The following is a 26,424-nucleotide window of genomic DNA, read 5'->3' on the forward strand; positions in this document are numbered from 1 at the left end:
GTTGACTTCCTGAATTTCTATATTGTAAACTAGTAAAGGTATTTATGAATTGTATTAGTCTTTATGGAATTTAGACTGATACAGATAAGCTCGAATGTAATTTCGGGTTTTCTTTCTTGGTATTTGTGGAAAACTACTAATAGTGTGTGTATCCTCAAGTATTGTGGTAGGTCATACTGAATTTGGGTAATCTAAACTTTGTATGTAAAAAAACCAAAATAAATGTATAAAGAAAGGATAGGTGACTTCGATGGCTTCTAAATCAAAGAAGGCACAATTCGATGCAGTTAAGACGCTCGAACAAATTGAAGACAAGTTTGAAATGTTCCAAATTTTGAACGAAGAAGGCGAAGTAGTAAACGAAGATGCAATGCCGGAGATCTCTGATGAGGATCTGCAGGAATTAATGCGTCGTATGGTTTATACTCGTATTCTTGATCAAAGATCAATCTCCCTGAACCGTCAAGGACGTTTAGGTTTCTATGCACCAACAGCCGGACAGGAGGCATCACAAATTGCTTCTCACTTTGCTCTAGAGAAGGAAGATTGGATCCTGCCTGGTTACCGTGATGTTCCACAGATCGTTTGGCACGGTCTTCCTTTGGCTCAAGCGTTCTTATTCTCACGTGGACACTTCAAAGGGAATCAGCCTCCAGAAGGAGTGAATGTATTATCACCACAGATCATCATCGGTGCTCAATACATCCAAACTGCCGGAGTAGCATTGGGTCTTAAGAAACGTGGTAAGAAAGCTGTTGCCGTTACATATACAGGCGACGGTGGATCTTCACAAGGTGATTTTTACGAAGGTATTAACTTTGCAGGTGCGTACGCAGCTCCAGCGATTTTCGTTGTTCAAAACAACCAGTTCGCCATCTCAACACCACGTGATAAGCAAACAGCCGGCCGTACAATCGCGCAAAAAGCAGTTGCAGCTGGTATCCCTGGTATATTAGTGGATGGAATGGATCCATTAGCAGTGTATTCAGCTACATTAGAGGCCCGTAATCGTGCTGTAAATGGTGAAGGTCCTTCATTGATCGAAACACTTTGCTACCGTTATGGACCACATACGATGGCTGGAGATGATCCAACTCGCTACCGTACTTCAGAAATGGATACTGACTGGGAAAAGAAAGATCCATTGGTGCGTTTCCGTAAATTCCTGGAAGGTAAAGGATTATGGAGTGAAGAGAAAGAAAACGAAGTGATTGAAGAAGCGAAAGAAGATATCAAACAAGCGATTAAAGAAGCAGACGGAACTCCTAAACAAAAAGTTACTGATTTCATTAACAATATGTATGAAGAGCTTCCTTACAACTTGAAAGAACAATTAGAAATCTACAAAGAAAAGGAGTCGAAATAAGCCATGGCGCAAATGACAATGATTCAAGCGATCACTGATGCACTGCGCACAGAACTACGCAACAACGAAGACGTTTTAGTTTTTGGTGAGGACGTAGGTCTAAACGGTGGTGTATTCCGTGCAACGGAAGGACTTCAGAAAGAATTCGGTGAAGACCGCGTATTCGATACTCCACTAGCAGAATCAGGAATCGGTGGTTTAGCAATCGGTTTAGCATTAGAAGGATACCGTCCAGTACCTGAAATCCAATTCTTCGGTTTCGTATATGAAGTAATGGACTCAGTAAGTGGACAAATGGCGCGTATGCGTTACCGTTCAGGTGGAACGTATACTTCCCCAATCACAATCCGTTCCCCATTCGGTGGTGGAGTACATACTCCAGAACTTCATGCGGACAGCTTAGAAGGATTGATGGCTCAGCAACCTGGTCTGAAAGTTGTTATTCCATCAACACCATATGACGCAAAAGGTTTATTAATTTCATCCATTCGCGATAATGACCCTGTCATTTTCTTAGAGCACATGAAATTATACCGTTCATTCCGTCAAGAGGTTCCAGAAGAGGAATACACGATCGAACTTGGTAAAGCGGATGTTAAACGCGAAGGTACAGACCTTTCCATCATTACTTACGGAGCAATGGTACACGAATCATTAAAAGCAGCTGAAGAACTGGAAAAAGAAGGACATTCAGTCGAAGTAATCGATTTACGTACGGTTAGCCCGCTGGATATCGATACGATTATGGCATCTGTTGAGAAAACAAACCGTGCCATCGTTGTTCAAGAAGCTCAAAAACAAGCTGGTATCGCAGCGAACGTGGTTGCTGAAATCAATGACCGTGCGATTCTTAGTCTTGAAGCACCAGTACTTCGTGTAGCGGCACCAGATACAGTGTACTCATTCTCCCAAGCGGAGCCAATCTGGTTACCAAACCATAAAGACGTGCTTGAAACTGCGAAAAAAGTACTTAACTTTTAATGGGTAAGGAGTTTTTATAGCTCCCCCCTAGATATTCAAAGGAGAACAGAAGGGCAATCCACCCTTCTCTTTTCCAATTGTAGATATAAGAAAATCAGACAGAGATAAATATTACATTCATCTATTTTTAATCATTATTCAATACAGGAGGTAGAGTCCATGTCATTCGAATTCAAATTACCAGACATTGGTGAAGGTATTCATGAAGGTGAAATCGTAAAATGGTTTGTTAAGCCTGGCGATAAAGTTGAAGAAGACGATGTACTATGTGAAGTCCAAAATGATAAAGCAGTAGTAGAAATTCCATCTCCGGTAGCAGGAACAGTTGAAGAACTTCTTGTTGACGAAGGTACTGTAGCGGTTGTAGGTGACACACTGATTAAGTTCGATGCTCCTGGATACGAAGATCTTCAGTTCAAAGGTGACGATGGAGAGAAGAAAGAAGCTCCTAAAGCTGACGAGAAAACAGAAGGTCAAGTTCAAGGATCTGCTGAATCTGGACAAGATGTCAAGAAAGAAGCTGCTCCTGAAACAAAGGAAGAAGCAACAAGTCAAGATTCTGAAGTTGATTCTAATAAGCGTGTCATCGCTATGCCTTCCGTTCGTAAATACGCTAGAGAAAACGGCGTGGAAATTCGCCAAGTATCCGGTTCTGGTAAAAACGGACGTGTTGTCAAGGAAGATATCGATGCTTTCTTAAGCGGAGATTCTAAGCCGGCTGAAACTGCTGAAGAAGCTAAAACAGAAGAAAAAGCACCAGAAGCTGATTCTAAAAAAGCTGCTCCTAAAGCACCAGAGGGTGAATACCCTGAAACTCGCGAGAAAATGAGTGGTATGCGTAAAGCAATTGCCAAAGCAATGGTTAACTCTAAACATACAGCTCCTCACGTAACATTAATGGATGAAATCGATGTGACAAAACTTTGGGCTCACCGCAAGAAGTTCAAAGAAGTTGCAGCTGAAAAAGGTATTAAATTAACATTCTTACCATACATCGTTAAAGCATTAACAAGTGCATTACGTGAATACCCGGCTCTAAACACATCTATTGATGATTCAACGAGCGAAATCGTACAAAAACATTATTACAACATTGGTATCGCAGCGGATACTGACAAAGGACTATTAGTACCTGTTGTGAAAAATGCTGATCGTAAATCCATGTTCTCAATTTCAAATGAAATTAACGAACTGGCTGGAAAAGCTCGTGATGGTAAGCTTTCAGGTGATGAAATGAAAGGTGCTTCATGTACAATCACGAATATTGGTTCTGCCGGTGGACAATGGTTTACTCCAGTAATCAACCATCCAGAGGTTGCCATCCTTGGAGTCGGACGTATTGCAGAAAAACCTGTAGTTAAAAATGGTGAAATTGTAGCCGCACCTGTGTTAGCATTATCATTGAGCTTCGATCACCGAATGATCGACGGAGCTACTGCTCAACATGCACTTAACCATATCAAGCGTTTGTTGAACGATCCAGAATTATTATTAATGGAGGCGTAATACAATGGTAGTAGGAGATTTCCCAATTGAAACAGATACTATAGTAGTCGGTTCAGGTCCCGGAGGATATGTTGCTGCAATCCGTGCAGCGCAACTGGGGCAAAAAGTGACAATCATCGAAAAAGAAAACATGGGTGGAGTATGCTTGAACGTTGGTTGCATCCCATCTAAAGCTCTAATCACAGCGGGTCACCGTTTTCATCAGGCTCAACATTCTGATGACATGGGGATCGTAGCTGAAAATGTAAAAGTGAATTTTGATAAAGTTCAAGAGTGGAAAGCTGGAGTTGTTAAGAAATTAACTGGCGGTGTTGAAGGTCTTCTTAAAGGAAACAAAGCAGAAATCGTACGCGGTGAGGCTTACCTTGTAGATACTAATACATTGCGTGTGATGGACGACAACTCTGCTCAAACATACAAGTTCAAAAACTTGATACTTGCAACTGGTTCACGTCCAATCGAAATCCCTAGCTTCAAGTTCTCAAAACGCGTCATCGATTCAACAGGAGCTCTTGCTCTTACTGAAATTCCACAGAAGCTTGTGGTAATCGGTGGAGGTTACATCGGAACTGAACTTGGTACTGCTTACGCAAACCTTGGATCCCAAGTAACGATTTTAGAAGGTGCCGACGATATCCTTAGCGGTTTCGAAAAGCAAATGACTACGGTCGTGAAAAAAGGTCTTAAGAAAAAAGGCGTCGAGGTTGTAACGAAAGCAATGGCTAAAGGCGTTGAAGAGAGCGATAGCGGCGTTGTCGTTAAATATGAAGTAAAAGGTGAAGAGAAAACGGTTGAAGCTGATTACGTGCTTGTAACAGTTGGCCGTCGTCCAAATACGGATGAAATCGGTCTTGAAGAAGTTGGCATCGAGATGTCAGACCGCGGTGTTGTCAAAATTGATAAGCAGTGCCGTACGAACATCCCTAACATCTTCGCAATCGGTGACATCGTGGATGGACCACCACTTGCTCACAAAGCTTCTTACGAAGGTAAAATTGCTGCTGAAGTCATCTCAGGTGAACCGGCAGAAATCGATTACCTTGGTATTCCTGCTGTGTGTTTCACAGATCCTGAATTAGCGACAGTAGGTTATTCTGAAGCGCAAGCGAAAGAAGAAGGCATCGAAGTGATCGCTGCTAAATTCCCATTCGCTGCTAATGGCCGTGCATTGGCTCTTAATGCGAGTGATGGTTTCATGAAGCTTGTTACTCGTAAAGAAGACGGATTAATTATCGGAGCACAAATCGTAGGTTCCGGTGCATCAGATATGATAGCTGAATTAGGACTGGCGATTGAATCAGGTATGACTGCTGAAGACGTTGCGATGACGATCCATGCTCACCCTACATTAGGTGAGATTTCCATGGAAGCAGCAGAAGTTGCTATGGGTAGCCCAATTCATATCGTAAAATAATGTAACAAATCGAGGATGATCCCAGCTTGCTGGGATCATCCTTTTTTTATTTGTTATCAAGAATAAAAGGGATTGAAGCAATAATGCGCTTCAATCCCTTTTTTACAATTGTTATTATTCCCAACTTTCAATTGCAGTTGAAACGGGTTTTATAATGTCTTCTTTGGAAATATCGCCTTCCACTTTACATATGACCTGATTATTTTCTACGACTACGATTGCAGGTGAAGTCGGGGGAGAATCTGCTATTTCATTAGGTGCCTCAGTATTGAGGCTGACAACCTTCAAACGTTTAAGGTCATCAGGATATTGTTTTTTCAGCTCAATGATTGCATCGTAATAGGGTATTTCTTTAGAAACGTTGCGTTCATCCGTAAAGAATATAACCTGCTTTTCTATAAATTGATCTTCTGCTAAAACAACCTTGTTCGAAGAAATATAGTCACATGAAGTCAAAAGCAACATCGTGGAAATGATTAATATTGATAAAGTGAGTGTATGTTTCATACATCATCCTCTTTTCTTAAACGATGCTATGAACTTTAATTTGTAAATAAATAACTTTTATACTGATCTTACGTCACATTTTATCATATGAAAAATCGTAAAAGGGTCAAGTCATTGAAATGTTACATAATTGAAAAGACATACATAATGAAAGTAATCTTAAAAGAATATACTATATTAATACCACATTAATACGACGATTGAAGGTTATTCTAAGACTTTATTATCTAATCGTCAGGTTTCAATTCATGAATAGGGGTAAATAAAAAAGAAGGAAGTTTAAAATAAATCACTTAAAGGGTGTAATAAACATGAAATCGTATATTGCGTTTTTGGTTCAAATGATTTTATGGAGTGTTTTCTATATAGCTGAATGGATGTCTGATAAAGATCATTTAGAATATAAGTGGATAATGTTTGTTATATTCTTTTACTTAGCTTTTATAGCCGCCAAGAAAATCGTTCAATCAAGAAAGCTGACCTTATTTATTACATCTTTCAGTTTAACGTGTTTCTTTGCCTTCAAAGTTGTATTTGAAAATGTAATGGAAATATTTTAATTCTTTCCCAGATTCATTTAAGAATATGTTAAAATATTCAAAGTGAATACGGAAAGGTGAGAGACATGAAAAAGATTTTAGCAACCGGCTTAACCCTACTACTATTAACAGCATGTTCCGGTGAACCAACAACCACCAACGAAGAAACCAAGAAACCCGATCATTCTGAAATGGAAGAAGAAAGCGGCAAGACAACTGAGGTTGACTCTTCAGCAGAGAAAAACACTGAACAGGAAGAGACAAGTGAACCTTCAGAAGAGGTAGTTCAAACAAAGGACTATACGATCAATGAAAATAACTGGAGCATTAATCCTATAGGTGATGCGAATCCTAAAGTAGTTCTCCTTACGATCGATGATGCACCAGATCAACACGCCTTACAAATGGCAAAAGATCTTAAAGCGCTGAACGCTCCGGCTATCTTCTTTGTAAATGGTCATTTTCTTGAAACACCTGAAGAAAAAGAGACTTTAAAAAAGATTCATGACATGGGATTTACGATTGGAAATCATACGTATAGTCATAGCAGTCTGAAAGAAATCAGTCCTGAAAAACAAAAAGAAGAGATTGTGTCCCTAAATGATCTTATTGAATCCATCATTGGGGAACGACCTAAATTCTTCAGAGCTCCATTTGGTCAGAATACTGACTATAGCCGACAAATTGCAGCAGAAGAAAAGATGTCACTGATGAACTGGACATACGGATATGATTGGGAAAAGCAATATCAGAACAAAGATGCGATCACCGATATTATGGTTAACAGCCCTTACCTGAATGATGGAGCAAATCTTCTCATGCATGATCGCACATGGACGAGCGAGGGCTTATCCGATATTGTTAAAGGCCTTCGGAATAAGGGATATGAGACTCTCGATCCAAATAGAATAAAAACCATTGAATAACTCTTAAAGCTGCATGAAGAATCTCTTCTTTATGCAGCTTTTTTCATTGCGCCTACGAAAATGTGCAAAAACTCTTTGAATTTCTTTAAAAAACTGTTCATGTTAATGAAAACACTTACATATAGTTTAATGTTTAATAGTATGGTTAATTAAAAGAATAAAAAGTTAAATATGTTATACAATTTAGGCTTGATATTTTAAATGTGTTATATTATTATAGAAGCAGATAAGATAAAGCGTTTACAAAAAACATCGCGAAGGAGAGGAAAAAAGATGGGAACAATTGTATGTCAATCATGTCTTGGCACTATCGAGCATTATGAGGATGAGAAGGTTTCTGTTTTATTCTCTAACTGCTGTGACTGCAACGACGACAAAGAATTAGACGACTGATACCTGCTAAGGGGAGCAGGGAGTGAAAGTGTCTTAAAGGGGTTCTAATAAATAAAAGGATGAAGAAGGGTGGGACCTTCTTCATCCTTTTTTGTTTATCTTATTGCTCTGTGCTCTTTAATTACTCTCAAGTGACGCAAATCATAATCTTCAGGTCCTTGTACTGGCAGACCTGCTTCTATATTGGTTTTAATATAATTGATGTTTTCCTGTGTGATGATTTCACCGGGGATGAAAATCGGAATTCCTGGAGGGTAGACCATAATAAATTCAGCGATTGTTCTTCCGACAGACTCATCAATTGGAATGACCTCGGTATCTGCATAAAACGCATCCCGGGGAGTAATGGAGAGAACCGGGATATCAGGGAGCATCACTTTAACAGGTGTCATTTCTCCCTGTTTCTTAAGACTTGTCACAAGTTCTTTTAAAGCAATGACCAATTGATTTCCCTCAACCTCGGTGTCACCAGGTGTGATGATGCAAAGGATATTATAAAGGTCAGACATCTCAACCTCGATATTATGAGCTTCCCGTAGCCACTTCTCAGCATCAAATCCACTGATCCCTAAATCCTTCACGGACACAATCAATTTTGTTGGATCATAGGCATAGGTAGCTTTCGTTCCAAGGATCTCTTCACCAACACAGTACAAATCGTCAATTTCGTTGATCTGTCTTCTAATATCCTGCGACAGTTCAATCGTCTTGGTGATGAGCTCATGTCCTTCAGTGGCCAGCCGTTTTCTGGCAACATCGAGGGAAGCCAGTAATAAGTAGGAAGTCGAAGTGGTCGTCAACATACTTAAAATGGTTTGCACCCGTTTCGATGAAACAAGTCCCTCTTTCATGTTAAGGACAGAGCTCTGAGTCATAGAACCGCCAAGTTTGTGAACGCTGGTAGCCGCTAGGTCAGCACCTGCCTGCATTGCTGAAAGGGGTAGCTCATCATGGAAATGTATATGAACGCCATGAGCTTCATCCACAAGTACTGGAACATTATATGAATGGGAGATTTCTACAATCTTCTTAAGGTCTGCAGAAATCCCAAAATAAGTTGGATTTATGACCAGAACACCCTTGGCATCGGGATTTTGGTCCAATGCTTTGGCTACAGCATCTGTTGTGATTCCATGAGAGATACCTAAGTCCTCATCAATGTCCGGGTGGATAAAGATAGGAATAGCTCCTGAGAATACAATTGCAGACATAACCGATTTATGGACGTTTCTAGGAACAATGATCTTGTCGCCAGGTCCACATACACTCATTACCATTGTCATAATGGCACCACTTGTTCCTTGAACTGAGAAGAATGTATGATCGGCACCAAATGCTTCGGCGGCAAGGTCCTGAGCTTTTTTTATCATTCCCTTGGGCTGATGTAAATCATCTAAAGGACCGATGTTAATCAAATCGATGGAAAGGGCATTCTCCCCGATGAAATCCTTAAAATCAGGATCCATACCTGCCCCTTTTTTATGACCTGGAATATGGAATTGGACGGGATTTTTTTTACTATGTTCAATTAAGCCGGTAAACAACGGCGTTTCATTCTGAGACAATTCATTCAACACCTCTTTATATTCTTGATAACACAATTAACCAACTTGCTAAAGATATTATTATATAGGATTATGACCACAATTTCATACATTTTCTTTAGAGATTTCAACAAACAAATGAATTATAGCACTTAAGAAAATCTTTGCATAGTGGCATATGCCTAACCATGGTTTATTTTGTATTTCATAGCACAATAATAAAGATTAGAAACCGATGATTTTTGGCTCATTTCCGTCCGGTGGTAGAGAATCCCCAGCCCAAGCTCGCTTGGGCTGGGGATTCTCTACCACCGGACGACCTTTCAGCATTGCTGAAAGGCGAGTGAAACGTACGTTTCACTCGAATGAGCCAAAAATCTACACTGCATTCCAATTTTAACGCGGTAATTCATACAAATCAGGTTCAAAGTATCTTTTTTATTATGCTGCCACCAAGAAAAGGATTTCACGCACTCCATCGAGAATAGATGAATGAATGGAGGGATTCAATTGAATTGGAAAACACGGGTAACAGAGTTATTAAACATTCAATATCCAATTATACAAGGTGGCTTGGCTCATCTGGCATATGCAGAACTGGCTGCGGCAGTGTCGAATGCGGGTGGACTTGGCCAGATCACTGCAATGTCCCTGGACAATCCTGAACAGCTTCGTGAAGAAATCGTAAAAGTAAGGTCGTTAACAGATAATCCGTTTGGAGTAAACTTTGCCATCGGTCAACATGGACGCCCCTTTAGTGAATTTGTGGACGTTGCCATTGAAGAGAAAGTACCGGTCGTTTCCGTTACAGGAGGAAACCCGACGCCCCTGTTTCAACAACTACAAGGGAAGAACATTGTTAAGCTTGTATTAGTTTCCTCAAAAAGACAGGCTATCAAAGCGGAAGAACTAGGTGCGGATGCCGTTATGGTGGTTGGACAAGAAGGGGGAGGCCACTTAGGGAAAGATGATATCGGTACATTCGTCTTGATTCCAAGGGTCGTTGATGCTGTTTCTATTCCGGTCATTGCTTCGGGAGGTGTTGGAGACGGTAGAGGGTTAATGGCTGCCCTCAGCTTTGGTGCTGAAGGAGTTGAGATGGGTACAAGGTTTATTGCTACAAAAGAATGTGTACATGCTTCTGATGTTTATAAGCGTGCCTTGATTGAAGGAGACGAGAGTGGTACAGTAGTCATCAAACGATCTTTAGGGGCTCCGGCAAGAGCCATTTCCAACACATGGACCAAGCAGATACTGGATGCTGAAACATCGGACGCTGGATATGAAGGATTAAAATCATACATAAGCGGTGAAGCCAATAAACGATACATTTACGATGGGGAAATAGACGAGGGGTTTGCGTGGGCTGGACAAGTGATGGGTTTAATCCATGATATCCCATCTGTTAAGGATCTCATTCAACGAATGATCCGCCAATCAGAGAACATTCGCAAGGAATGGAAATAACACATCATCATTCATCAAGGAGTTGTTTGAACTATGGAATACCAATACCCTTTCGATATAGACTGGTCTACGGAAGAAGTAATTGATGTTATTGCCTTTTTTGAAGCCATTGAAAAAGCCTATGAAAAAGGCGTCTCAAGAGATGATTTAATGGATAGGTATAAGCGATTTAAGGAAATCGTACCAGGTAAGGCAGAGGAAAAGAGAATTTGTAATGAGTTTGAAGAATCAAGCGGCTATTCTTCTTATAAAGTCGTAAAGAAAATGAAAGAACTTCAAGACGCTGACAAAATTTCAATGAACTAAAAGAACGACTGCTATTTTTAGCAGTCGTTCTTTATGCATTATTGACAACACTTATATGGTTTAGTTCATTTTATAAAGGGGTAAAAGTGTTTCAAAGGCACTATTAACTTCCTGGATAAATTCATCACCATTCAGCTTAATAGCTGTATCCCGGTCAAGATGAAGTCCACATAGAAGTTCGGCTTTTTTAACATTTTGTACTCTTTCAGTTAAAGCAATGAATTCATCCTGTGACATAGAAGAAAAAGGTGTAGCATCTGGTTTTGTATGATCTCCAGACCAAACAAAGTGACCAGGGATCAATGATCTTATCTTATCCGCACTTTCTGCAGCCTTTCTACCGAATTCAACTTTATTTGGAGCTTCATAGATCATTGCAAACCATATAAAAACATGCGTTTCCCATAATCCAATCTGGAAATGTGGATGTTTTTTATAACCCCGTTTGTTGTTCGCAAACGCTACCCAGGTATCATCAGGAGGGTTAACCGATCGACGTGCATGTTTAGCCACATGGTAGAACATTTCATCTCCTGTTAATGCGCTTAAAGTGGGTGCGAAATGTTCGCCTAAATCTTCAAGTTTTGGCCTAATCTGTTCCTGAATGGCAGTCATTCGATCTTCTAACCCATTAATAGTGAAAACTTGAAAATCTTCTTGTTTGAAACCATTGAATTTCATGTTGAATCCTCCTTATTTACCACCAATATCTTAACATAATGTAGTGCAAGCTTGTAGTCGATTGATTTATCCATGGGTGTCTGCACATTTTAGTTACAAGATGAGAGGATATTTCATAACATGTAGTAAATATTATCAGAACAATCAGATAAATCGAAAACTCGGAAGGGGTGTATGGCCATGAAACAAGTAATGAACACTTCTAAAAAACGTGATGTCCAGCAGCAAAGGATGAATGTATTAAGACTTGAAATGGATTATGAATTAGCTGTTTTGTTCGAAGCAATTCAAACGAAGAATAAAGAAACCCAGACCAAGTCCAAACAGAAACTCATGAGTATTCGAGAAGAGCTAATGAAAATGAAGGCCTTATAAAGCTTTAATCCTTTCAGGTGGGTATAAAGTATTTTGATATGATTCAACAGTTGAACGGCGAGCTCAAAGGCATAAAGAGTTCGCTTTTTTGTGGTCATAGATACTCCCGTTTTAGATCATGTCTAATTTGCGATGAGCAACGAGGTAAATAACTTGAAACAGTCTCTTATTTCCATTAAGCTATTTAGCTATAGAAGAAGAAGTGTATTGCGATTTTTGTTTAGAGAATGAGTATGAGTCGGATCTAATGAAAACGACCATATTAATAATTGTAATAAGTTGATTGTTACACATATTGGAGGCTAGTTATCAATGACAAATTGGACGGAATTAGATCAAAATGTTAGAACGTGGATACGGGAAGCTGGAGAGAAGATTCGTCAATCATTCAAGGAAGAATTGAATATCAAGACAAAGTCGAACCGAAATGATTTGGTTACCGATATGGATGAAGCAACAGAGCAATTCTTTACAGAAAACATCCGGAATACTTACCCTGGTCATCAAATCCTCGGTGAAGAAGGTTATGGGGATGACTTTAAGGAGTTATCAGGTATAACGTGGATAATCGATCCTATCGATGGAACGATGAATTTTGTTCACCAACAACGGAATTTTGCCATCTCTATCGGGATCTATGATGGAGAAGCAGGGAAATTAGGATACATATATGATGTTGTTCATGATGAGCTATATTTTGCAAGTAAGGGTAATGGGGCTTATATGAATGATGTGAAGCTGCCCGAGCTTGATCCAGTACCTGTTCAAGATGCAATTGTAGCTTTGAATGCACTTTGGGTGACTGAGAATAAACGAATTGACCGAACAATTCTTTCGCCACTCGTGAAGGATGTAAGGGGAACTCGTTCCTACGGATCAGCCGCCATTGAATTGGCATATGTTGCTTCAGGTAGATTGGATGCTTACTTAACAATGCGTTTGGCTCCTTGGGATTTCGCAGCCGGAAAGATTATGATTGAAGAGGTTGGGGGAGTTGTGACAGACCTTAATGGGGATCCCTTAAACCCATTGAATAAAAGCTCGGTTTTTGTAGGGAAACCAAAACTGCACCAAACCATCTTGACTGACTATCTTGGACGGAAGAACTAAAGAAGGGAGACCGGCAATATTTTTGCCGCGTCTCTCTTCTTCTGTCTACAATCGACCTTCTTCACGGTATTTTTTCTTTGTTTTGAAACCGAATCCCATCACAATAAATAGAAAAATTAAGCTTACAGAAGCAAGCAGGATGCTTTGTAAACTGATTGATATCGCAATACCCATAAGGGAAACGGCAGCTAATAAAGAAAATAATACAAAAATCCATTTAATATTTCCCATCATAAAACCTCCAAAAAAATCAAAAATCATTTTCCTGATTTTATTAATATTATACATATTTTATAGCTCTCCCAATTAAATTCTACCTATCAAATGAATAATGTGCAATGGGTATAGTAGACAAAGAGGGAGAGGGGTGTGACCCAAGTGATTACGGAAACTATTAGTTGACGGATAGGCAAATGAAATATTTATTAGGGCTTTTCTTGATGCTGTGATATAATGGTCTAGTTGAACTGAAATATATTATCTTTAACATAATAAAGAAATCCAATATTCAGGAGTGGAAATATGAAATTAAGAAATGATCTTAGAAATATTGCTATTATTGCTCACGTTGACCACGGGAAAACGACATTAGTAGACGAGCTTTTAAAGCAATCTGGAATCTTCCGCGAAAATGAAACAGTTTCTGAACGCGCGATGGATTCAAATGATTTGGAGAGAGAACGCGGTATTACGATCTTAGCGAAAAATACGGCGATTCAATATAAAGATTCTCGTATCAACATTCTTGATACCCCGGGACATGCTGATTTTGGTGGAGAAGTTGAACGTATCATGAAAATGGTAGATGGTGTTTTATTAGTAGTGGATGCGTATGAAGGATGTATGCCTCAGACTCGTTTCGTTCTTAAGAAAGCACTTGAGCAAAACCTTACACCTATCGTAGTTGTAAATAAAATTGACAAGCCTTCAGCGCGTCCGGAAGAAGTAATCGATGAAGTTCTGGAATTATTCATTGAATTGGATGCAAATGATGAACAGCTTGAATTCCCTGTTGTCTATGCCTCGGCTATCAACGGTACAGCAAGTACAGATCCGGATCCGGAAAAACAAGACGAAAACATGCAGTGTTTATATGACTCAATCATTGAGCACATCCCTGCACCGGTAGACAACTCTGAAGATCCACTGCAATTCCAAGTTGCATTGCTCGATTACAATGATTACGTTGGTCGAATTGGAATAGGACGTGTGTTCAGAGGGACAATGAAGGTTGGCCAGCAGGTAGCATTAATGAAGCTTGACGGTTCTGTTAAACAATTCCGTGTAACTAAAATCTTCGGTTTCTTCGGATTGAAACGTGAAGAAATTCAGGAAGCAAAAGCGGGTGATTTGATCGCTGTTTCCGGAATGGAAGACATTAATGTTGGTGAAACGGTTTGTCCTGTTGAACATCAGGATCAACTTCCGGTTCTTCGTATTGACGAGCCTACACTTCAAATGACATTCTTAGTGAACAACAGCCCATTTGCAGGTAGAGAAGGTAAATTTGTTACTTCAAGAAAAATCGAAGAACGTTTATTAGCTCAGCTTCAAACAGATGTAAGTTTACGTGTTGAACCAACAGATTCACCTGATGCATGGACGGTTTCAGGTCGTGGAGAGCTGCACCTTTCAATCCTGATTGAGAACATGCGCCGAGAAGGTTACGAATTACAGGTATCAAAACCTCAGGTTATCATCAAAGAGATTGATGGAGTGAAGAGTGAGCCTGTAGAACGTGTTCAAATTGATATTCCTGAAGAATACATGGGCGGAGTCATTGAATCCCTTGGTCAACGTAAAGGTGAAATGCTGGATATGGTAAACAACGGGAATGGACAAGTCCGTTTAATGTTTATGGTGCCTGCACGTGGATTAATTGGTTACTCAACCGAATTTATGACTCTTACTCGTGGATATGGTATCATCAATCACACATTCGACAGCTACCAGCCCCTGCAAAAAGGTAGAGTTGGCGGACGTCGTCAAGGTGTATTAGTATCCATGGAAACAGGTAAAGCATCCCAATACGGAATCATGCAAGTGGAAGACCGCGGTATTATCTTTGTTGAATCCGGTACTGAAATTTATGGTGGGATGATTGTTGGGGAACATACAAGAGAAAATGATATTACCGTTAATATCACAAAGCTTAAACAAGCGACAAACGTTCGTTCTGCTAACAAGGATCAAACCGTAACCATTAAAAAAGCAAGAATCATGACATTAGAAGAGTCTCTTGAATACCTAAACGATGACGAGTATTGCGAAGTAACACCTGAATCAATCCGTCTTCGTAAAAAGATTCTTGATAAGAATGAACGAGAAAGAGCAGAAAAGAAAAGTAAAGTTTCTCAATAAACTAAGTGAAGGGGGAGTAGGAAATGGATGTAACAGAGCGTTTGTCCTTTTTCGCATCCCTTTACCGTGTTGACCAAAACGCGGAAATGGGTATGTGGTTGCTTTATATAACCATAGTTGGGCTCTCAATCTTAGTTTACAAGCTCGGTTTTGCGAAGAAGCTGCCAGTAATGAAATCGATTTTGATTTATACTTTTCTCATTTTGGGATGTACCGTATTAACGTTTCTCGGAATTTTCTTGCCGGTTGCCGAAGGATTAGTCGTTGCGGCTCTAATCTTGATAATATATAAGGTGCGTCTAACGAACGAAAAGAAAAAAGGCACGTTTTAAGAATGAAAAAAAGCTGTAGTCTCTAATGGTGAGACTACAGCTTTTTTCGTTATGTGGATTAACCACGTACAGAAAATAGATAATAAAGCGGGGGTAAAGACAGTGCGTAAAGAAGGTGTCCTGCTGTCCACAAGATAATTGCCTCTCCATACAGTAAACCGGGTACATCTTTAATCGCCAGGTATGAAAGAGGGAAATATAGGAACACAGTCGGCGCTGTTAGGGCAAAGGAAAGGATCCAAGCGCCTTTACCAGAAACGTTCAGCCTTTCCATCATGTACACCAACACTACCCCGATCACACATGAAATAACCAAATGGAACAAAAACTCCATCCATTCAGGAAAGTCTTTATCACCGAACACGGGAATGAAATCAACATTCAATAAAAGGACATATACCTTGATGCCTGTCATTCCTTGCATCCATTTTAGGAATAATCCTAATAGGGTACCTGAAACAAGACCGATAATAGTTCCAGAACCGATTTGTTTAAAAGTCATCTTCTACTTGAGGTGAACGATAAAATCTGAAATTCCCGGTAGACACACGTTCCTCTGTCTTTTCTTTGATACGCTCATGGCACTTGTCACACATATACGTATGGATGGGGCGGTTCCGCAATTTCTTTGCTTGCAAGGAATAATCATCAATATTTTCTATCACTTCACATAAAGCACATTTTACTCTCATACATTACACCTCTATTTGTTCTAATCATAAGTTTAGTCTTTTTAGTATATCATGTAGTAAAGTCAAACGCTTTATTTAACTTTCCTGTATGCTTTTATCATTAGAGTTTGGTATAGTATAATCAAGATGAATCACGAATGAAATGAAACGCTTACAGAGAAAATGAGGCCTCATAAGGGGGGGTTGTATGGCTAATCAAGTGGAATCCAGCTTAATTCCTGCACTATTTGATGTACTTCAATCAGAGCGGTTTGTTACGCTCGCTACCGTTGATTTTGAAACTCATGGACCCAATGTGAGTGCGATTTCCTGGATACTTGCGAAGGATGAACACACGTTGTTATTTGCTGTTGATCAACGTTCCAGGATTGTAGAGAATATTAAGAATAATTCCCTTGCAGTTGTGAATTTGATTGCAAATGAATCGACCTATTCCATAAGCGGAAAAGCAGTGGTCCAAGAGGAGAAGCTGGAAGGGGTCCCTTTAAAGCTGGCGCTAGTTAAACTTGCTATCAATGAAGTAAGAGACGTCATGTTCTATGGATCGAAAATATCGTCAGAACCTGCCTATGAGAAGACATATGATAAGACGGCCGCAGACCGTTTGGACCGTCAAGTAATAGAAGCCATGAAAAAAGCTTAGAACCCTAAGCTTTTTCATGGCTTTTTCTCATTCATCCTTTAAATACCCAGGAATTATTCAATCTTATCGTACGTTTGATTTTCCTGTTTTTTCTGAAGTTGTTTTTCTTTCGTGTTATTCATTTTCTTATTGGGTTCATTCGGCGCATTTTCGGGGTCTGTTTGCTTTAACGATCTAGGAATTTCAGGCATGAGTCTGCCGGATATGTCAGCCAATTCATTCATGATACCTTGAACCGGTTCGCCCCTTTGAATGTCTTTGCTGATTTCATTTAAACGTGCATAAAGGTCCGGGTCGGCGATGACAATGGCTTCTGCACCATATGGATCTTTCTGAAGTGCTTCTGCTACAGAATACTTGATGGAACCGACTTGAGAACGTTCAATATCGGAATCGATATCGATCCCAACAAATGCATACTTCCCAAAGACTACCGCTGTTGCGTCTTTTACATCAGGTACACTAGTCGTCAGGTCAACTAAATGCTTTGAGATTTGCTGTCCTGATTTTCGCTCAACATGTTGGATATTGCTATCCTGAACAGTGATGGGTTTATTGTTTTTACTGTTCGAATCATTATTATACCCGACCTCATTCTTGTTCGCGCATGCACCCAGAATGATGGTTACCATAAGTAGAGAGATGAGTTTAAACATGTGAAAACCTCCCGATTTAGAATCAATATCTTTCTTATTGTGTAATTTTCTTCTATCTTTATACGTTTATTCATATATTTTAAGAAACGGGCCGTCCTATTTGAGTAGCTGGGAATAACCGGAACAACATTGGCTACATACAATAGTAATAAGAAATCAGGAGCAGGAGGCATCGATTTGAATAAAATTTATGTATTAGATACCAATGTCTTATTACAAGATCCACAAGCCATCTTTTCTTTTCAAGATAATGAGGTGGTTATACCTGCAGTCGTTTTAGAAGAAGTGGACTCCAAAAAGCGTTATATGGATGAAATCGGAAGAAACGCAAGACATGTATCGAAGTTAATAGATAATTTACGGCAAGAAGGAAAGCTCCATGAAAAAATCCCCCTTTATACGGGAGGATCATTGAGAATTGAACTGAATCACCGCTCATTTCAGCAGCTTCAAGAAATATTTGTAGAGAAGACCAATGATAATAGAATTATTGCCGTTGCAAAAAACTTATCTCTCGAAGAAGAAGCAAAAAAGGATGGGAAATCAGTCATACTTGTTAGTAAAGACACACTCGTAAGGGTAAAGGCTGATGCATTAGGGTTACAGGCAGAGGATTTCCTGAGTGACAGGGTTATCGAGGTAAATGATATCTACACAGGATTTATTGAACTATATACGGAGAGAGAGTTACTTGACAAATTTTATGATAAAGGGGAACTGACCCTTACTGATATAACGAAACAACGATTTTACTCCCACCAATTCCTTATTATGAAGGATGCACTTGGAAGCTCTGCTTCTGCATTAGGGATGGTGGATGCAACTGGACTGAAAGTAAAGAAGTTGGTATACGATCAAGAGCATATGTGGGGTATCAAGGCCAGGAATGTTCAGCAAACGATGGCAACTGAACTGTTACTAAGAGATGATATTTCTTTAGTCACCATGATTGGAAAAGCCGGCACAGGAAAAACCTTGCTTGCATTGGCTGCTGGGCTCCTTCAAACAGAAGACTTTAATAAATTTAATAAATTGCTCGTTGCTCGTCCGATAGTACCCGTAGGGAAGGATATTGGTTATCTTCCAGGAGAAAAACAAGAAAAACTCAGACCTTGGATGCAGCCGATTTACGACAACCTGGAATACTTGTTCAATACAAAGAAGCCAGGTGAACTGGATGATATCCTCGCCGGTATGGGATCGATTGAAGTGGAAGCTTTAACTTATATTAGAGGTAGAAGCATCCCGGATCAGTATATCATCATTGATGAAGCTCAGAACTTAACAAAGCATGAAGTGAAAACAATCTTAACCAGGGTAGGAGAACGAAGTAAAATCGTTTTGATGGGAGATCCAGCTCAAATTGATCATCCATACCTGGATGAGTACAACAATGGCTTAACATATGTTGTAGAAAAATTTAAGGATCAAAAATTAGCCGGACATGTTAAACTCATGAAAGGTGAAAGATCCGGTCTTGCTCAACTTGCTGCTGACCTCCTTTAGTACTTTCATTATTTAAAACACAATTATAACGTATGAAAAAACCGGTTCAGAGGTTCCTGAACCGGTTTTTTGTAAACATTTTTGACTAAGGGCTCCCTTGAGTAGCAAATCCCTTATACGATCTTATTCTACCCGAAATGCTCTTACATCGGTAATTGGGTTGTCTCTATTCGATCCGTTTTTGTAGTAGATATGAACGGGACCGTTTTCCCTTAGAGGCTTTCCTTCTTTTGAGAATCCAATGAGTAATTGATCTGCCTGTGAAAGGTCCATGCGATATTCATCCGAGTCGGTTTCGATTACAAGAGATGACGCATTTTCAAGAGGTTCCGCATTTGTAAGAAACGGCTTTAACGGAATAGCGAATGTTCCGTTCAAAATCTTTTCCTTTTCATACTTTTTCTCTGTCTTAAGTGTTGGCGGGTATGTTGCGCCTTCTTGAATTTCCCGGGACCAATGCTTGGACACGGCTTTTGTATATTCTTCTAATTCATCAATCGTCTCATTCGTTTCATCAAAATATGTAGTTAAATCCACTTTTCTATCATCAAATATCCAAACGCCCGAATCCAAGGTTATCGTGAATTTCACCTTACCTTTTATTGGTACTATGCTTTCCAATTTAGATTCCTCCTCTCGCTGATAGTTTCAGTATATCCGTTATCTTAATGTTTGTCACACAAAGCTGAAAGCATTTTCAACGTTTTCAATCGGGGAAAGTAGGGAAACTAAAGGTAGGACTAAAGGAGCTGATACAATGGTGGTTAGAACCCAGGAGCTTTTGGAAGAATTAGTGGAGAAAGCAAGGCCTTTTGCTTCAGAGGGGAAGGTGGCGGATTACATACCTGCATTAAAGGATCAAAATCCCAGTGATTTGGCAATAAGTATATATACTTTGGACAATCACTCTTGTTATGCAGGGGATCACTTAAAGAAATTCACATTGCAAAGTATATCTAAAGTCATCACTCTTGCCCTTGTATTAATGGACTATGGGGAGGATCATGTGTTTTCTAAGGTTGGTATGGAGCCTACGGGTGATCCTTTTAATTCCATAGCAAAACTCGAAACCCATAAGCCCTCTAAACCCCTGAACCCGATGATCAATGCAGGTGCACTAGCTGTAACGAATATGATTAAAGGAAACACTGGAATGGAAAAGTGGGAACGATTAATCGAGTTCATCAATCACATGACTGGGGATACGGTATCATATAATGAAGATGTGGCTTATTCAGAACTCCAAACAGCAAATTTAAATAGATCGCTTTGTTATTATATGAAGCAGCACGGAGTGATTACTGGAAATGTAGAAGATTTACTCGTTCTCTATACGAAACAATGTGCCGTGGAAATGAGTTGTGTCGATCTTGCTAAGATGGGTGCTGTTTTCGCTAATGATGGCGTTGATCCTGAAAGCGGGCGAGAAATTATTACGAGGGATGTTGCGAGAATTTGTAAAACGTTCATGGTTACGTGTGGAATGTATAACACCTCTGGCGAATTTGCCATTAAAGTGGGCATCCCGGCCAAAAGTGGCGTGTCAGGTGGAATCATGGGGGCCGTTCCAGGGAAGTGTGGAATCGGAATCTTTGGACCTGCACTAGATAATGTCGGGAATAGCAATGCAGGGCTAAAGCTCCTTGAAATGCTAAGTGATGAATATTCCTGGAGTATATTTTAACCTAAGGGTCCCATCAATCACATACGGTTATGAATCAAAAGCATTGGTTATTTAGCGGGTTCTGGAAAAAGCGGTTATAAAAGAGATTTTTCACGGTGATCCCTCCGGAAAAATAATTCGAAAATCTGTCATTGAATCCCGCCGAATACACTTATTTTTCTTGCAATTTCTCTGATTTAACGATAAAATTTTAAGACAGGAATGCACTTTGTTCGGAATGGGGGGATCACTGTGGCGTCAGAAATGACAATCAATCATCGGGAAAAAGCCTATGAGCTGTTAAAGGCCGACGCAGAAAAGATTTTACAACTTATTAAAGTACAAATGGATAATTTAACGATGCCCCAATGTCCTCTTTATGAGGAAGTATTGGATACCCAAATGTTCGGATTATCTCGTGAAATAGAATTTGCAGTCCGTTTAGGGCTAGTGGATGATCATGATGGTAAAGAACTGATTGATTCTTTAGAAAGACAACTTTCTGCCCTTCATGATGCATCTACAAAAAAGTAAAATAGTCATGACAACTCAAACAATACATGGATCTGTTGTTTGAGTTTTTTTGTTAAGGATATTGATTGCTTGGGATCTATTCAATGATATAAGAAAAAAAAGGATTGAAATGTTATGATTAAAAAAATAGCAAAGTCCTATGATTATTCGTTAATCGCTGTATATGTATTTCTTTGTTTGTTTGGTCTGGTAATGATTTATAGTGCGAGTATGGTCATGGCTGTGGAACGGTTTGGTTGGGAAAGTGACCATTTCTATAAAAGGCAGATGCTCAATATCATCATTGGATTCATTGCCTTTACCGTAGCAGCGTGGTTTCCGTACAAAGCCTTCCAAGTGGGGAAAATAATCAAAGGTCTCATGTTTATTATTATTGGATTATTAATCGGGGTACATATCTTCGGTTATGAAGTAAACAACGCAAAAAGCTGGATCAATTTAGGCTTCATGCCCATTCAGCCATCGGAGTTCGCCAAGCTCGCAGTCATTATTTATCTTGGCTCTGTGTACTCCAAGAAACAGGCATACATAGATGATTTTAATAAGGGTCTTGCCCCGCCATTACTATTTTTGGGTTTTATATGTTTTTTAGTCTTTCTAGAGCCTGACTTTGGTACGGCGGCGATCATTTTCGCCATTGGAGCAATCGTCATTTCATGTTCCGGGATCAGTTATAAGACATTCTTCAAACTGGCTGGTTTAGGCGTAGGGCTGCTGATCGTACTATCACCTGTCATTTACCTGGCAAGGGGCTTCATTTTCACAAGAGAAAGACTTAGCCGGATTGAAGCTTATCTATCACCGTTTAAATATGCCCAGGGAGAGGGCTATCACTTAGTGAACTCTTATCTTGCAATCGGTTCTGGCGGGGTAAAAGGGCTTGGATTGGGACAAAGTGTTCAGAAACTGGGTTATCTGCCTGAACCACAAACGGATTTCATTATGGCTATCATCGCTGAAGAATTAGGTGTATTCGGTGTAAGCTTTGTGATTCTCGGTCTGTCTTATATCGTGCTCCGGGGGATCTATACTGGGGTTAAATGTCAGGATCCATTTGGAACGATGCTGGCAATCGGAATATCGAGCATGATCGGTATTCAGGCCTTCATTAATTTAGGCGGTGTATCTGGATTAATTCCAATTACAGGTGTCCCACTTCCATTCATCAGCTATGGAGGATCATCATTATTGGTTCTATCTTTGTCGATGGGTGTCCTTGTAAATGTGTCGATGTTTGTAAAATATGAAGAAAAATATAAAACAAAGAAGGAAAATGGCTATCCTTCGGAGAATATTGATAATAGCAAAAAAATATATGGTGTAAAAATGTAGGTCACTTTGATAGAGTATCTAAAACTCTAAGTCTAGGGTCTGCCCCCTAAGATACTTCTAAATTATCTTTCGGGTCAGTCCTTTTTTCATAGACTGCATTATAGAGATTTTCAATCATGAATAGCTTAAAGGAGAGAGAGTATTGAAGAAAATTAAAAAAGTACTAGTAGCAAATCGCGGTGAAATTGCCATCCGTGTGTTCCGTGCGTGTACGGAGCTTAGTATTAGAACCGTCGCCATTTACAGTAAGGAAGATTCGGGAGCGTATCATCGTTATAAAGCGGATGAGGCATACTTAATAGGTGAAGGGAAGAAACCTATTGATGCTTATTTAGACATAGAGGGGATCATTCGAATCGCAAAGAACTCTGATGTCGATGCCATCCATCCTGGTTATGGGTTCCTATCTGAAAACATTCATTTTGCCAGACGCTGTGAAGAAGAGGGGATTACTTTTATTGGGCCTCATTCAGAGCACTTAAATATGTTTGGGGATAAAGTCAAGGCGCGACATCAGGCTCAATTGGCCAATATCCCTGTTATTCCGGGAACAGATGGCCCCGTAGAGACTTTGGAAGAGGTCATTGCCTTCGGTAGGGACCATGGCTTCCCGATCATCATTAAAGCTTCATTAGGTGGTGGTGGACGCGGAATGCGTATCGTCCGTAACCTGGAGAGCTTAAAAGAAGCCTATGAGCGTGCTAAATCAGAAGCGAAAGCAGCTTTTGGAAATGATGAAATATATGTAGAGAAATTTGTGGAGAATCCTAAGCACATTGAAGTCCAGATACTTGGGGATGAAGAAGGCAATATTGTTCACTTGTATGAACGTGATTGTTCCATCCAGAGACGTCATCAAAAGGTAGTTGAAATCGCACCATCCGTATCTTTGAGTGATCAGCTGAGAGAAGATATTTGTGAGGCAGCCGTCCGTTTGATGGATAATGTAAAGTATGTGAACGCCGGAACGGTTGAGTTCCTGGTAGCAAATGATCAATTCTATTTCATAGAGGTAAACCCTCGCGTTCAAGTAGAGCATACGATCACGGAAATGGTTACAGGGGTGGATATCGTTCAGTCTCAGTTGATGATTGCAGAAGGTCATGCCTTACATAGCAGTAAACTCGGGATCCCTGTTCAAGAAGAGATCCGGACAAATGGGTTTGCGATTCAATCCCGTGTTACAACAGAAGATCCATTGAATAACTTTATGCCTGACACCGGGAAGATCATGGCTTATCGTTCAGGAGGCGGATTCGGGGTTCGATTGGATGCAGGTAACGGCTTCCAGGGAGCAGTCATTACTCCGTACTATGATTCACTTCTTGTTAAACTGTCTACGTGGGCTTTAACCTTTGAACAGGCTGCATCAAAAATGGTCAGAAATCTTCAAGAATTTAGAATACGTGGAATTAAGACGAATATTCCGTTCTTAGAAAATGTTGTTAAGCATGAAAACTTTATTACAGGCAAATATGATACCTCCTTTATTGATACGACACCTGAACTGTTTATTTTTCCGAAACGTAAAGACCGTGGTACGAAGATGCTTACTTATATCGGAAATGTAACCGTAAATAGTTTCCCGGGTATCGAGAAGAAGAAAAAGCCTGTATTCTCTAAGCCAAGGATTCCAGTCCTTGACTTGAAACAAGATTTTAAACCGGGGACAAAGCAAATTTTAGATCAACATGGTGCCGAAGGGTTGGTTAATTGGGTCAAGGAACAAAACTCAGTACTGCTGACTGATACCACTTTCCGGGATGCACATCAATCTTTACTTGCTACGCGTGTCAGAACAAATGACCTCAAGCAAATTGCAGAGCCTACATCTCATTTACTTCCCGATATGTTCTCCTTTGAAATGTGGGGAGGTGCGACGTTTGATGTAGCCTATCGTTTCCTGAAGGAAGATCCTTGGAATCGATTATTAACAATGAGAGAGCGCATTCCAAATGTTCTTTTCCAAATGCTTCTGAGAGCTTCCAATGCTGTTGGTTATAAGAACTACCCTGATAATGTCATTAAAGAATTTGTTGAGAAATCCGCATTTGCAGGAATAGACGTCTTCAGGATATTTGACAGCTTAAACTGGGTCAAGGGTATGGAAGTAGCCATTGATGCTGTAAGACAAAGTGGAAAAATCGCCGAGGCTGCCATTTGCTATACCGGTGACATAGAAGATCCTACCCGGACAAAGTACAGTATTGATTACTACAAGGATATGGCAAAAGAGTTAGAAGCAAGCGGAGCGCATATTTTAGCGATCAAAGATATGGCAGGGCTCTTAAAACCACAGTCTGCCTACCGTCTTATTTCGGAACTTAAAGATACGGTTAGCCTGCCTATCCACTTACACACTCATGACACGAGCGGTAACGGAATATACACTTACGCAAGAGCCATTGAAGCCGGTGTAGATATTGTCGATACAGCACTGAGCACCATGTCGGGACTAACATCTCAACCAAGTGCCAATACGCTATTCTACGCATTAAAAGGAACCGAAAGAGAACCGAATGTAAACATTGACTCCCTTGAAACTCTTTCTCACTATTGGGAAGACATCCGAAAGTATTATACAGACTTTGAAAGTGGCATGATGTCCCCACATTCAGAGGTGTATAAGCACGAAATGCCAGGGGGGCAGTATAGTAACCTTCAGCAGCAGGCAAAAGCTGTAGGACTCGGGCATCGTTGGGAAGAAGTGAAAGAAATGTATGCAAGGGTCAACCATCTCTTTGGGGATATCGTAAAGGTTACTCCTTCATCTAAAGTCGTTGGAGATATGGCGCTATTTATGGTTCAGAATGATTTATCGGAAGAAGATGTAATCGAGAAGGGTGAAAAGATCGATTTCCCTGACTCAGTGGTGGAATTATTCGAAGGGTATCTTGGGCAACCTCATGGAGGATTCCCGAAAGACTTACAAAATGTGATTCTGAAAGGGCGCACTCCATTGACCGTTCGCCCAGGGGAGCTCCTTGATGATGTTGACTTTACCGCCCTTAAAGAAAAGCTCTTCGAGGATCTTCAGCGCCCTGTCACGAGCTTTGATGCCCTTGGATATGCCCTATATCCGAAAGTGTTCATGGAATACGCACAAACAATGGATCAGTTTGGAGATATTTCAGTTCTTGATACCCCGACATTCTTATTCGGGATGAGACTGGGTGAGGAAATAGAAGTGGAAATTGAAACTGGGAAAACACTGATTGTTAAGCTTGTTTCGATTGGTCAGGCTCAGGCAGATGGTACCCGTATTGTTTATTTCGAGCTGAATGGCCAGGCCCGTGAAGTGGTCATTAAGGACGAGAGTATTAAATCAACAGTCGCAGCCAAGATGAAGGCTGATGTGAAGAATGAAAATCATATCGGGGCTTCCATGCCAGGAACCGTTATAAAGGTCATTGCAGAAAAAGGCGAAACGGTTGAAAAAGGAGATCATCTAATGATCACAGAAGCCATGAAAATGGAAACGACCGTTCAAGCTCCGTTTGCAGGGGTAGTGAAGGACATTTATGTACAAAACGGCGATGCCATTAATCCTGGAGATCTATTAATTGAAGTGCAAAAAGCATAAAGAAAAG

The 26,424-nt window shown here is 40.1% G+C and carries 27 protein-coding genes; 19 read left to right on the forward strand and 8 right to left on the reverse strand.

The window, feature by feature from the left end:
• Positions 1 to 250: 250 nt before the first annotated feature.
• The 4 genes from pdhA to lpdA all read left to right on the forward strand — a co-directional run bounded on the left by pdhA (position 251) and on the right by lpdA (position 5,267).
• Entirely contained in the window at positions 251 to 1,366 is a 1,116-nt protein-coding gene (gene pdhA, locus ACCB35_RS08565) for a pyruvate dehydrogenase (acetyl-transferring) E1 component subunit alpha (protein ID WP_044337545.1), read from the forward strand.
• 3 nt (positions 1,367 to 1,369) lie between these two features.
• Positions 1,370 to 2,347, forward strand: coding sequence for an alpha-ketoacid dehydrogenase subunit beta (locus tag ACCB35_RS08570; RefSeq protein WP_044337544.1), 978 nt, complete (start codon positions 1,370 to 1,372; stop codon positions 2,345 to 2,347).
• Between the two features lie 159 nt (positions 2,348 to 2,506).
• Entirely contained in the window at positions 2,507 to 3,853 is a 1,347-nt protein-coding gene (locus ACCB35_RS08575) for a dihydrolipoamide acetyltransferase family protein (protein ID WP_374056554.1), read from the forward strand.
• A 4-nt stretch (positions 3,854 to 3,857) separates the two neighbouring features.
• Entirely contained in the window at positions 3,858 to 5,267 is a 1,410-nt protein-coding gene (lpdA, locus tag ACCB35_RS08580) for a dihydrolipoyl dehydrogenase (RefSeq protein ID WP_299740571.1), read from the forward strand.
• Between the two features lie 114 nt (positions 5,268 to 5,381).
• On the opposite strand, the gene ACCB35_RS08585 is transcribed toward lpdA, so the two are convergent.
• Positions 5,382 to 5,774, reverse strand: coding sequence for a hypothetical protein (locus tag ACCB35_RS08585; protein ID WP_052504422.1), 393 nt, complete (start codon positions 5,772 to 5,774; stop codon positions 5,382 to 5,384).
• Positions 5,775 to 6,085: 311 nt separating this feature from the next.
• Between ACCB35_RS08585 and ACCB35_RS08590 the strand changes: the two genes are divergently transcribed.
• The 3 genes from ACCB35_RS08590 to ACCB35_RS08600 all read left to right on the forward strand — a co-directional run bounded on the left by ACCB35_RS08590 (position 6,086) and on the right by ACCB35_RS08600 (position 7,632).
• Positions 6,086 to 6,334 carry a hypothetical protein gene (locus ACCB35_RS08590; protein ID WP_044337541.1) on the forward strand — a complete coding sequence of 83 codons (249 nt, stop codon included), beginning with the start codon at positions 6,086 to 6,088 and terminating at the stop codon, positions 6,332 to 6,334.
• A gap of 65 nt (positions 6,335 to 6,399) precedes the next feature.
• Positions 6,400 to 7,239, forward strand: a complete 840-nt coding sequence (locus ACCB35_RS08595) for a polysaccharide deacetylase family protein (RefSeq protein ID WP_374056555.1) — start codon at positions 6,400 to 6,402, stop codon at positions 7,237 to 7,239.
• Between the two features lie 273 nt (positions 7,240 to 7,512).
• Positions 7,513 to 7,632, forward strand: coding sequence for a GapA-binding peptide SR1P (locus ACCB35_RS08600; protein WP_082051137.1), 120 nt, complete (start codon positions 7,513 to 7,515; stop codon positions 7,630 to 7,632).
• Between the two features lie 95 nt (positions 7,633 to 7,727).
• Here ACCB35_RS08600 and ACCB35_RS08605 read toward each other — a convergent pair whose 3' ends face one another.
• Positions 7,728 to 9,197 carry an aminotransferase class I/II-fold pyridoxal phosphate-dependent enzyme gene (locus ACCB35_RS08605; protein WP_044337539.1) on the reverse strand — a complete coding sequence of 490 codons (1,470 nt, stop codon included), beginning with the start codon at positions 9,195 to 9,197 and terminating at the stop codon, positions 7,728 to 7,730.
• Between the two features lie 489 nt (positions 9,198 to 9,686).
• On the opposite strand from ACCB35_RS08605, the gene ACCB35_RS08610 reads away from it, so the two are divergent.
• Both ACCB35_RS08610 and ACCB35_RS08615 read left to right on the forward strand, forming a co-directional pair.
• Complete coding sequence (locus ACCB35_RS08610; RefSeq protein WP_374056556.1) at positions 9,687 to 10,643, forward strand: NAD(P)H-dependent flavin oxidoreductase; 957 nt, start codon at positions 9,687 to 9,689, stop codon at positions 10,641 to 10,643.
• Positions 10,644 to 10,676: 33 nt separating this feature from the next.
• Complete coding sequence (locus ACCB35_RS08615; RefSeq protein WP_044337537.1) at positions 10,677 to 10,949, forward strand: UPF0223 family protein; 273 nt, start codon at positions 10,677 to 10,679, stop codon at positions 10,947 to 10,949.
• Positions 10,950 to 11,009: 60 nt separating this feature from the next.
• Here ACCB35_RS08615 and ACCB35_RS08620 read toward each other — a convergent pair whose 3' ends face one another.
• Entirely contained in the window at positions 11,010 to 11,630 is a 621-nt protein-coding gene (locus ACCB35_RS08620; protein ID WP_374056557.1) for a YktB family protein, read from the reverse strand.
• Positions 11,631 to 11,810: 180 nt separating this feature from the next.
• Here ACCB35_RS08620 and ACCB35_RS08625 point away from each other — a divergent pair, with 180 nt between their 5' ends.
• Positions 11,811 to 12,005 carry a hypothetical protein gene (locus tag ACCB35_RS08625; protein ID WP_044337535.1) on the forward strand — a complete coding sequence of 65 codons (195 nt, stop codon included), beginning with the start codon at positions 11,811 to 11,813 and terminating at the stop codon, positions 12,003 to 12,005.
• 312 nt (positions 12,006 to 12,317) lie between these two features.
• Positions 12,318 to 13,115, forward strand: coding sequence for an inositol monophosphatase family protein (locus ACCB35_RS08630; protein WP_374056558.1), 798 nt, complete (start codon positions 12,318 to 12,320; stop codon positions 13,113 to 13,115).
• 45 nt (positions 13,116 to 13,160) lie between these two features.
• Here the strand turns inward: ACCB35_RS08630 and ACCB35_RS08635 are convergent, their stop codons facing one another.
• Positions 13,161 to 13,349: a YlaF family protein gene (locus tag ACCB35_RS08635; protein ID WP_374056559.1), complete on the reverse strand. Its 189-nt coding sequence runs from the start codon at positions 13,347 to 13,349 to the stop codon at positions 13,161 to 13,163.
• Between the two features lie 288 nt (positions 13,350 to 13,637).
• On the opposite strand from ACCB35_RS08635, the gene typA reads away from it, so the two are divergent.
• Together typA and ACCB35_RS08645 are read left to right on the forward strand one after the other, a co-directional pair.
• Positions 13,638 to 15,476, forward strand: coding sequence for a translational GTPase TypA (gene typA / locus ACCB35_RS08640; RefSeq protein ID WP_044337533.1), 1,839 nt, complete (start codon positions 13,638 to 13,640; stop codon positions 15,474 to 15,476).
• A 23-nt stretch (positions 15,477 to 15,499) separates the two neighbouring features.
• Positions 15,500 to 15,808 carry a YlaH-like family protein gene (locus tag ACCB35_RS08645; RefSeq protein ID WP_044337532.1) on the forward strand — a complete coding sequence of 103 codons (309 nt, stop codon included), beginning with the start codon at positions 15,500 to 15,502 and terminating at the stop codon, positions 15,806 to 15,808.
• A gap of 58 nt (positions 15,809 to 15,866) precedes the next feature.
• Here the strand turns inward: ACCB35_RS08645 and ACCB35_RS08650 are convergent, their stop codons facing one another.
• Entirely contained in the window at positions 15,867 to 16,310 is a 444-nt protein-coding gene (locus tag ACCB35_RS08650) for a hypothetical protein (RefSeq protein WP_374056560.1), read from the reverse strand.
• The gene (locus ACCB35_RS08655) at positions 16,300 to 16,500 is read right to left on the reverse strand and encodes a YlaI family protein (RefSeq protein WP_374056561.1); all 201 of its coding nucleotides are present in this window, start codon (positions 16,498 to 16,500) and stop codon (positions 16,300 to 16,302) included. Before ACCB35_RS08655 ends, ACCB35_RS08650 begins: the two co-directional genes overlap by 11 nt.
• Positions 16,501 to 16,687: 187 nt before the next feature.
• Here ACCB35_RS08655 and ACCB35_RS08660 point away from each other — a divergent pair, with 187 nt between their 5' ends.
• A complete protein-coding gene (locus ACCB35_RS08660) occupies positions 16,688 to 17,143 on the forward strand; it encodes a pyridoxamine 5'-phosphate oxidase family protein (protein WP_374056562.1) in 456 nt (151 codons plus the stop codon).
• A gap of 53 nt (positions 17,144 to 17,196) precedes the next feature.
• On the opposite strand, the gene ACCB35_RS08665 is transcribed toward ACCB35_RS08660, so the two are convergent.
• Positions 17,197 to 17,799 carry a YhcN/YlaJ family sporulation lipoprotein gene (locus tag ACCB35_RS08665; RefSeq protein ID WP_044337528.1) on the reverse strand — a complete coding sequence of 201 codons (603 nt, stop codon included), beginning with the start codon at positions 17,797 to 17,799 and terminating at the stop codon, positions 17,197 to 17,199.
• 177 nt (positions 17,800 to 17,976) lie between these two features.
• Here ACCB35_RS08665 and ACCB35_RS08670 point away from each other — a divergent pair, with 177 nt between their 5' ends.
• A complete protein-coding gene (locus ACCB35_RS08670; RefSeq protein ID WP_374056563.1) occupies positions 17,977 to 19,305 on the forward strand; it encodes a PhoH family protein in 1,329 nt (442 codons plus the stop codon).
• A 123-nt stretch (positions 19,306 to 19,428) separates the two neighbouring features.
• On the opposite strand, the gene ACCB35_RS08675 is transcribed toward ACCB35_RS08670, so the two are convergent.
• Entirely contained in the window at positions 19,429 to 19,926 is a 498-nt protein-coding gene (locus tag ACCB35_RS08675) for a peptidyl-prolyl cis-trans isomerase (protein ID WP_374056564.1), read from the reverse strand.
• 136 nt (positions 19,927 to 20,062) lie between these two features.
• Between ACCB35_RS08675 and glsA the strand changes: the two genes are divergently transcribed.
• The 4 genes from glsA to pyc all read left to right on the forward strand — a co-directional run bounded on the left by glsA (position 20,063) and on the right by pyc (position 26,417).
• On the forward strand, positions 20,063 to 20,989 hold the full coding sequence (gene glsA / locus ACCB35_RS08680) for a glutaminase A (RefSeq protein ID WP_044337525.1): 927 nt from the start codon (positions 20,063 to 20,065) through the stop codon (positions 20,987 to 20,989).
• A gap of 231 nt (positions 20,990 to 21,220) precedes the next feature.
• Positions 21,221 to 21,502 (forward strand): YlaN family protein, encoded by a 282-nt coding sequence (locus tag ACCB35_RS08685; RefSeq protein ID WP_374056565.1) that lies wholly within the window; start codon positions 21,221 to 21,223, stop codon positions 21,500 to 21,502.
• 114 nt (positions 21,503 to 21,616) lie between these two features.
• Positions 21,617 to 22,834: an FtsW/RodA/SpoVE family cell cycle protein gene (locus tag ACCB35_RS08690; protein ID WP_044337523.1), complete on the forward strand. Its 1,218-nt coding sequence runs from the start codon at positions 21,617 to 21,619 to the stop codon at positions 22,832 to 22,834.
• Between the two features lie 142 nt (positions 22,835 to 22,976).
• Positions 22,977 to 26,417: a pyruvate carboxylase gene (gene pyc / locus ACCB35_RS08695; RefSeq protein ID WP_374056566.1), complete on the forward strand. Its 3,441-nt coding sequence runs from the start codon at positions 22,977 to 22,979 to the stop codon at positions 26,415 to 26,417.
• Positions 26,418 to 26,424: the final 7 nt, after the last annotated feature.

Origin of the sequence: Rossellomorea sp. FM04394, assembly GCF_041889765.1 — a bacterium.
Lineage (GTDB): Bacteria > Bacillota > Bacilli > Bacillales > Bacillaceae_B > Rossellomorea > Rossellomorea aquimaris_B.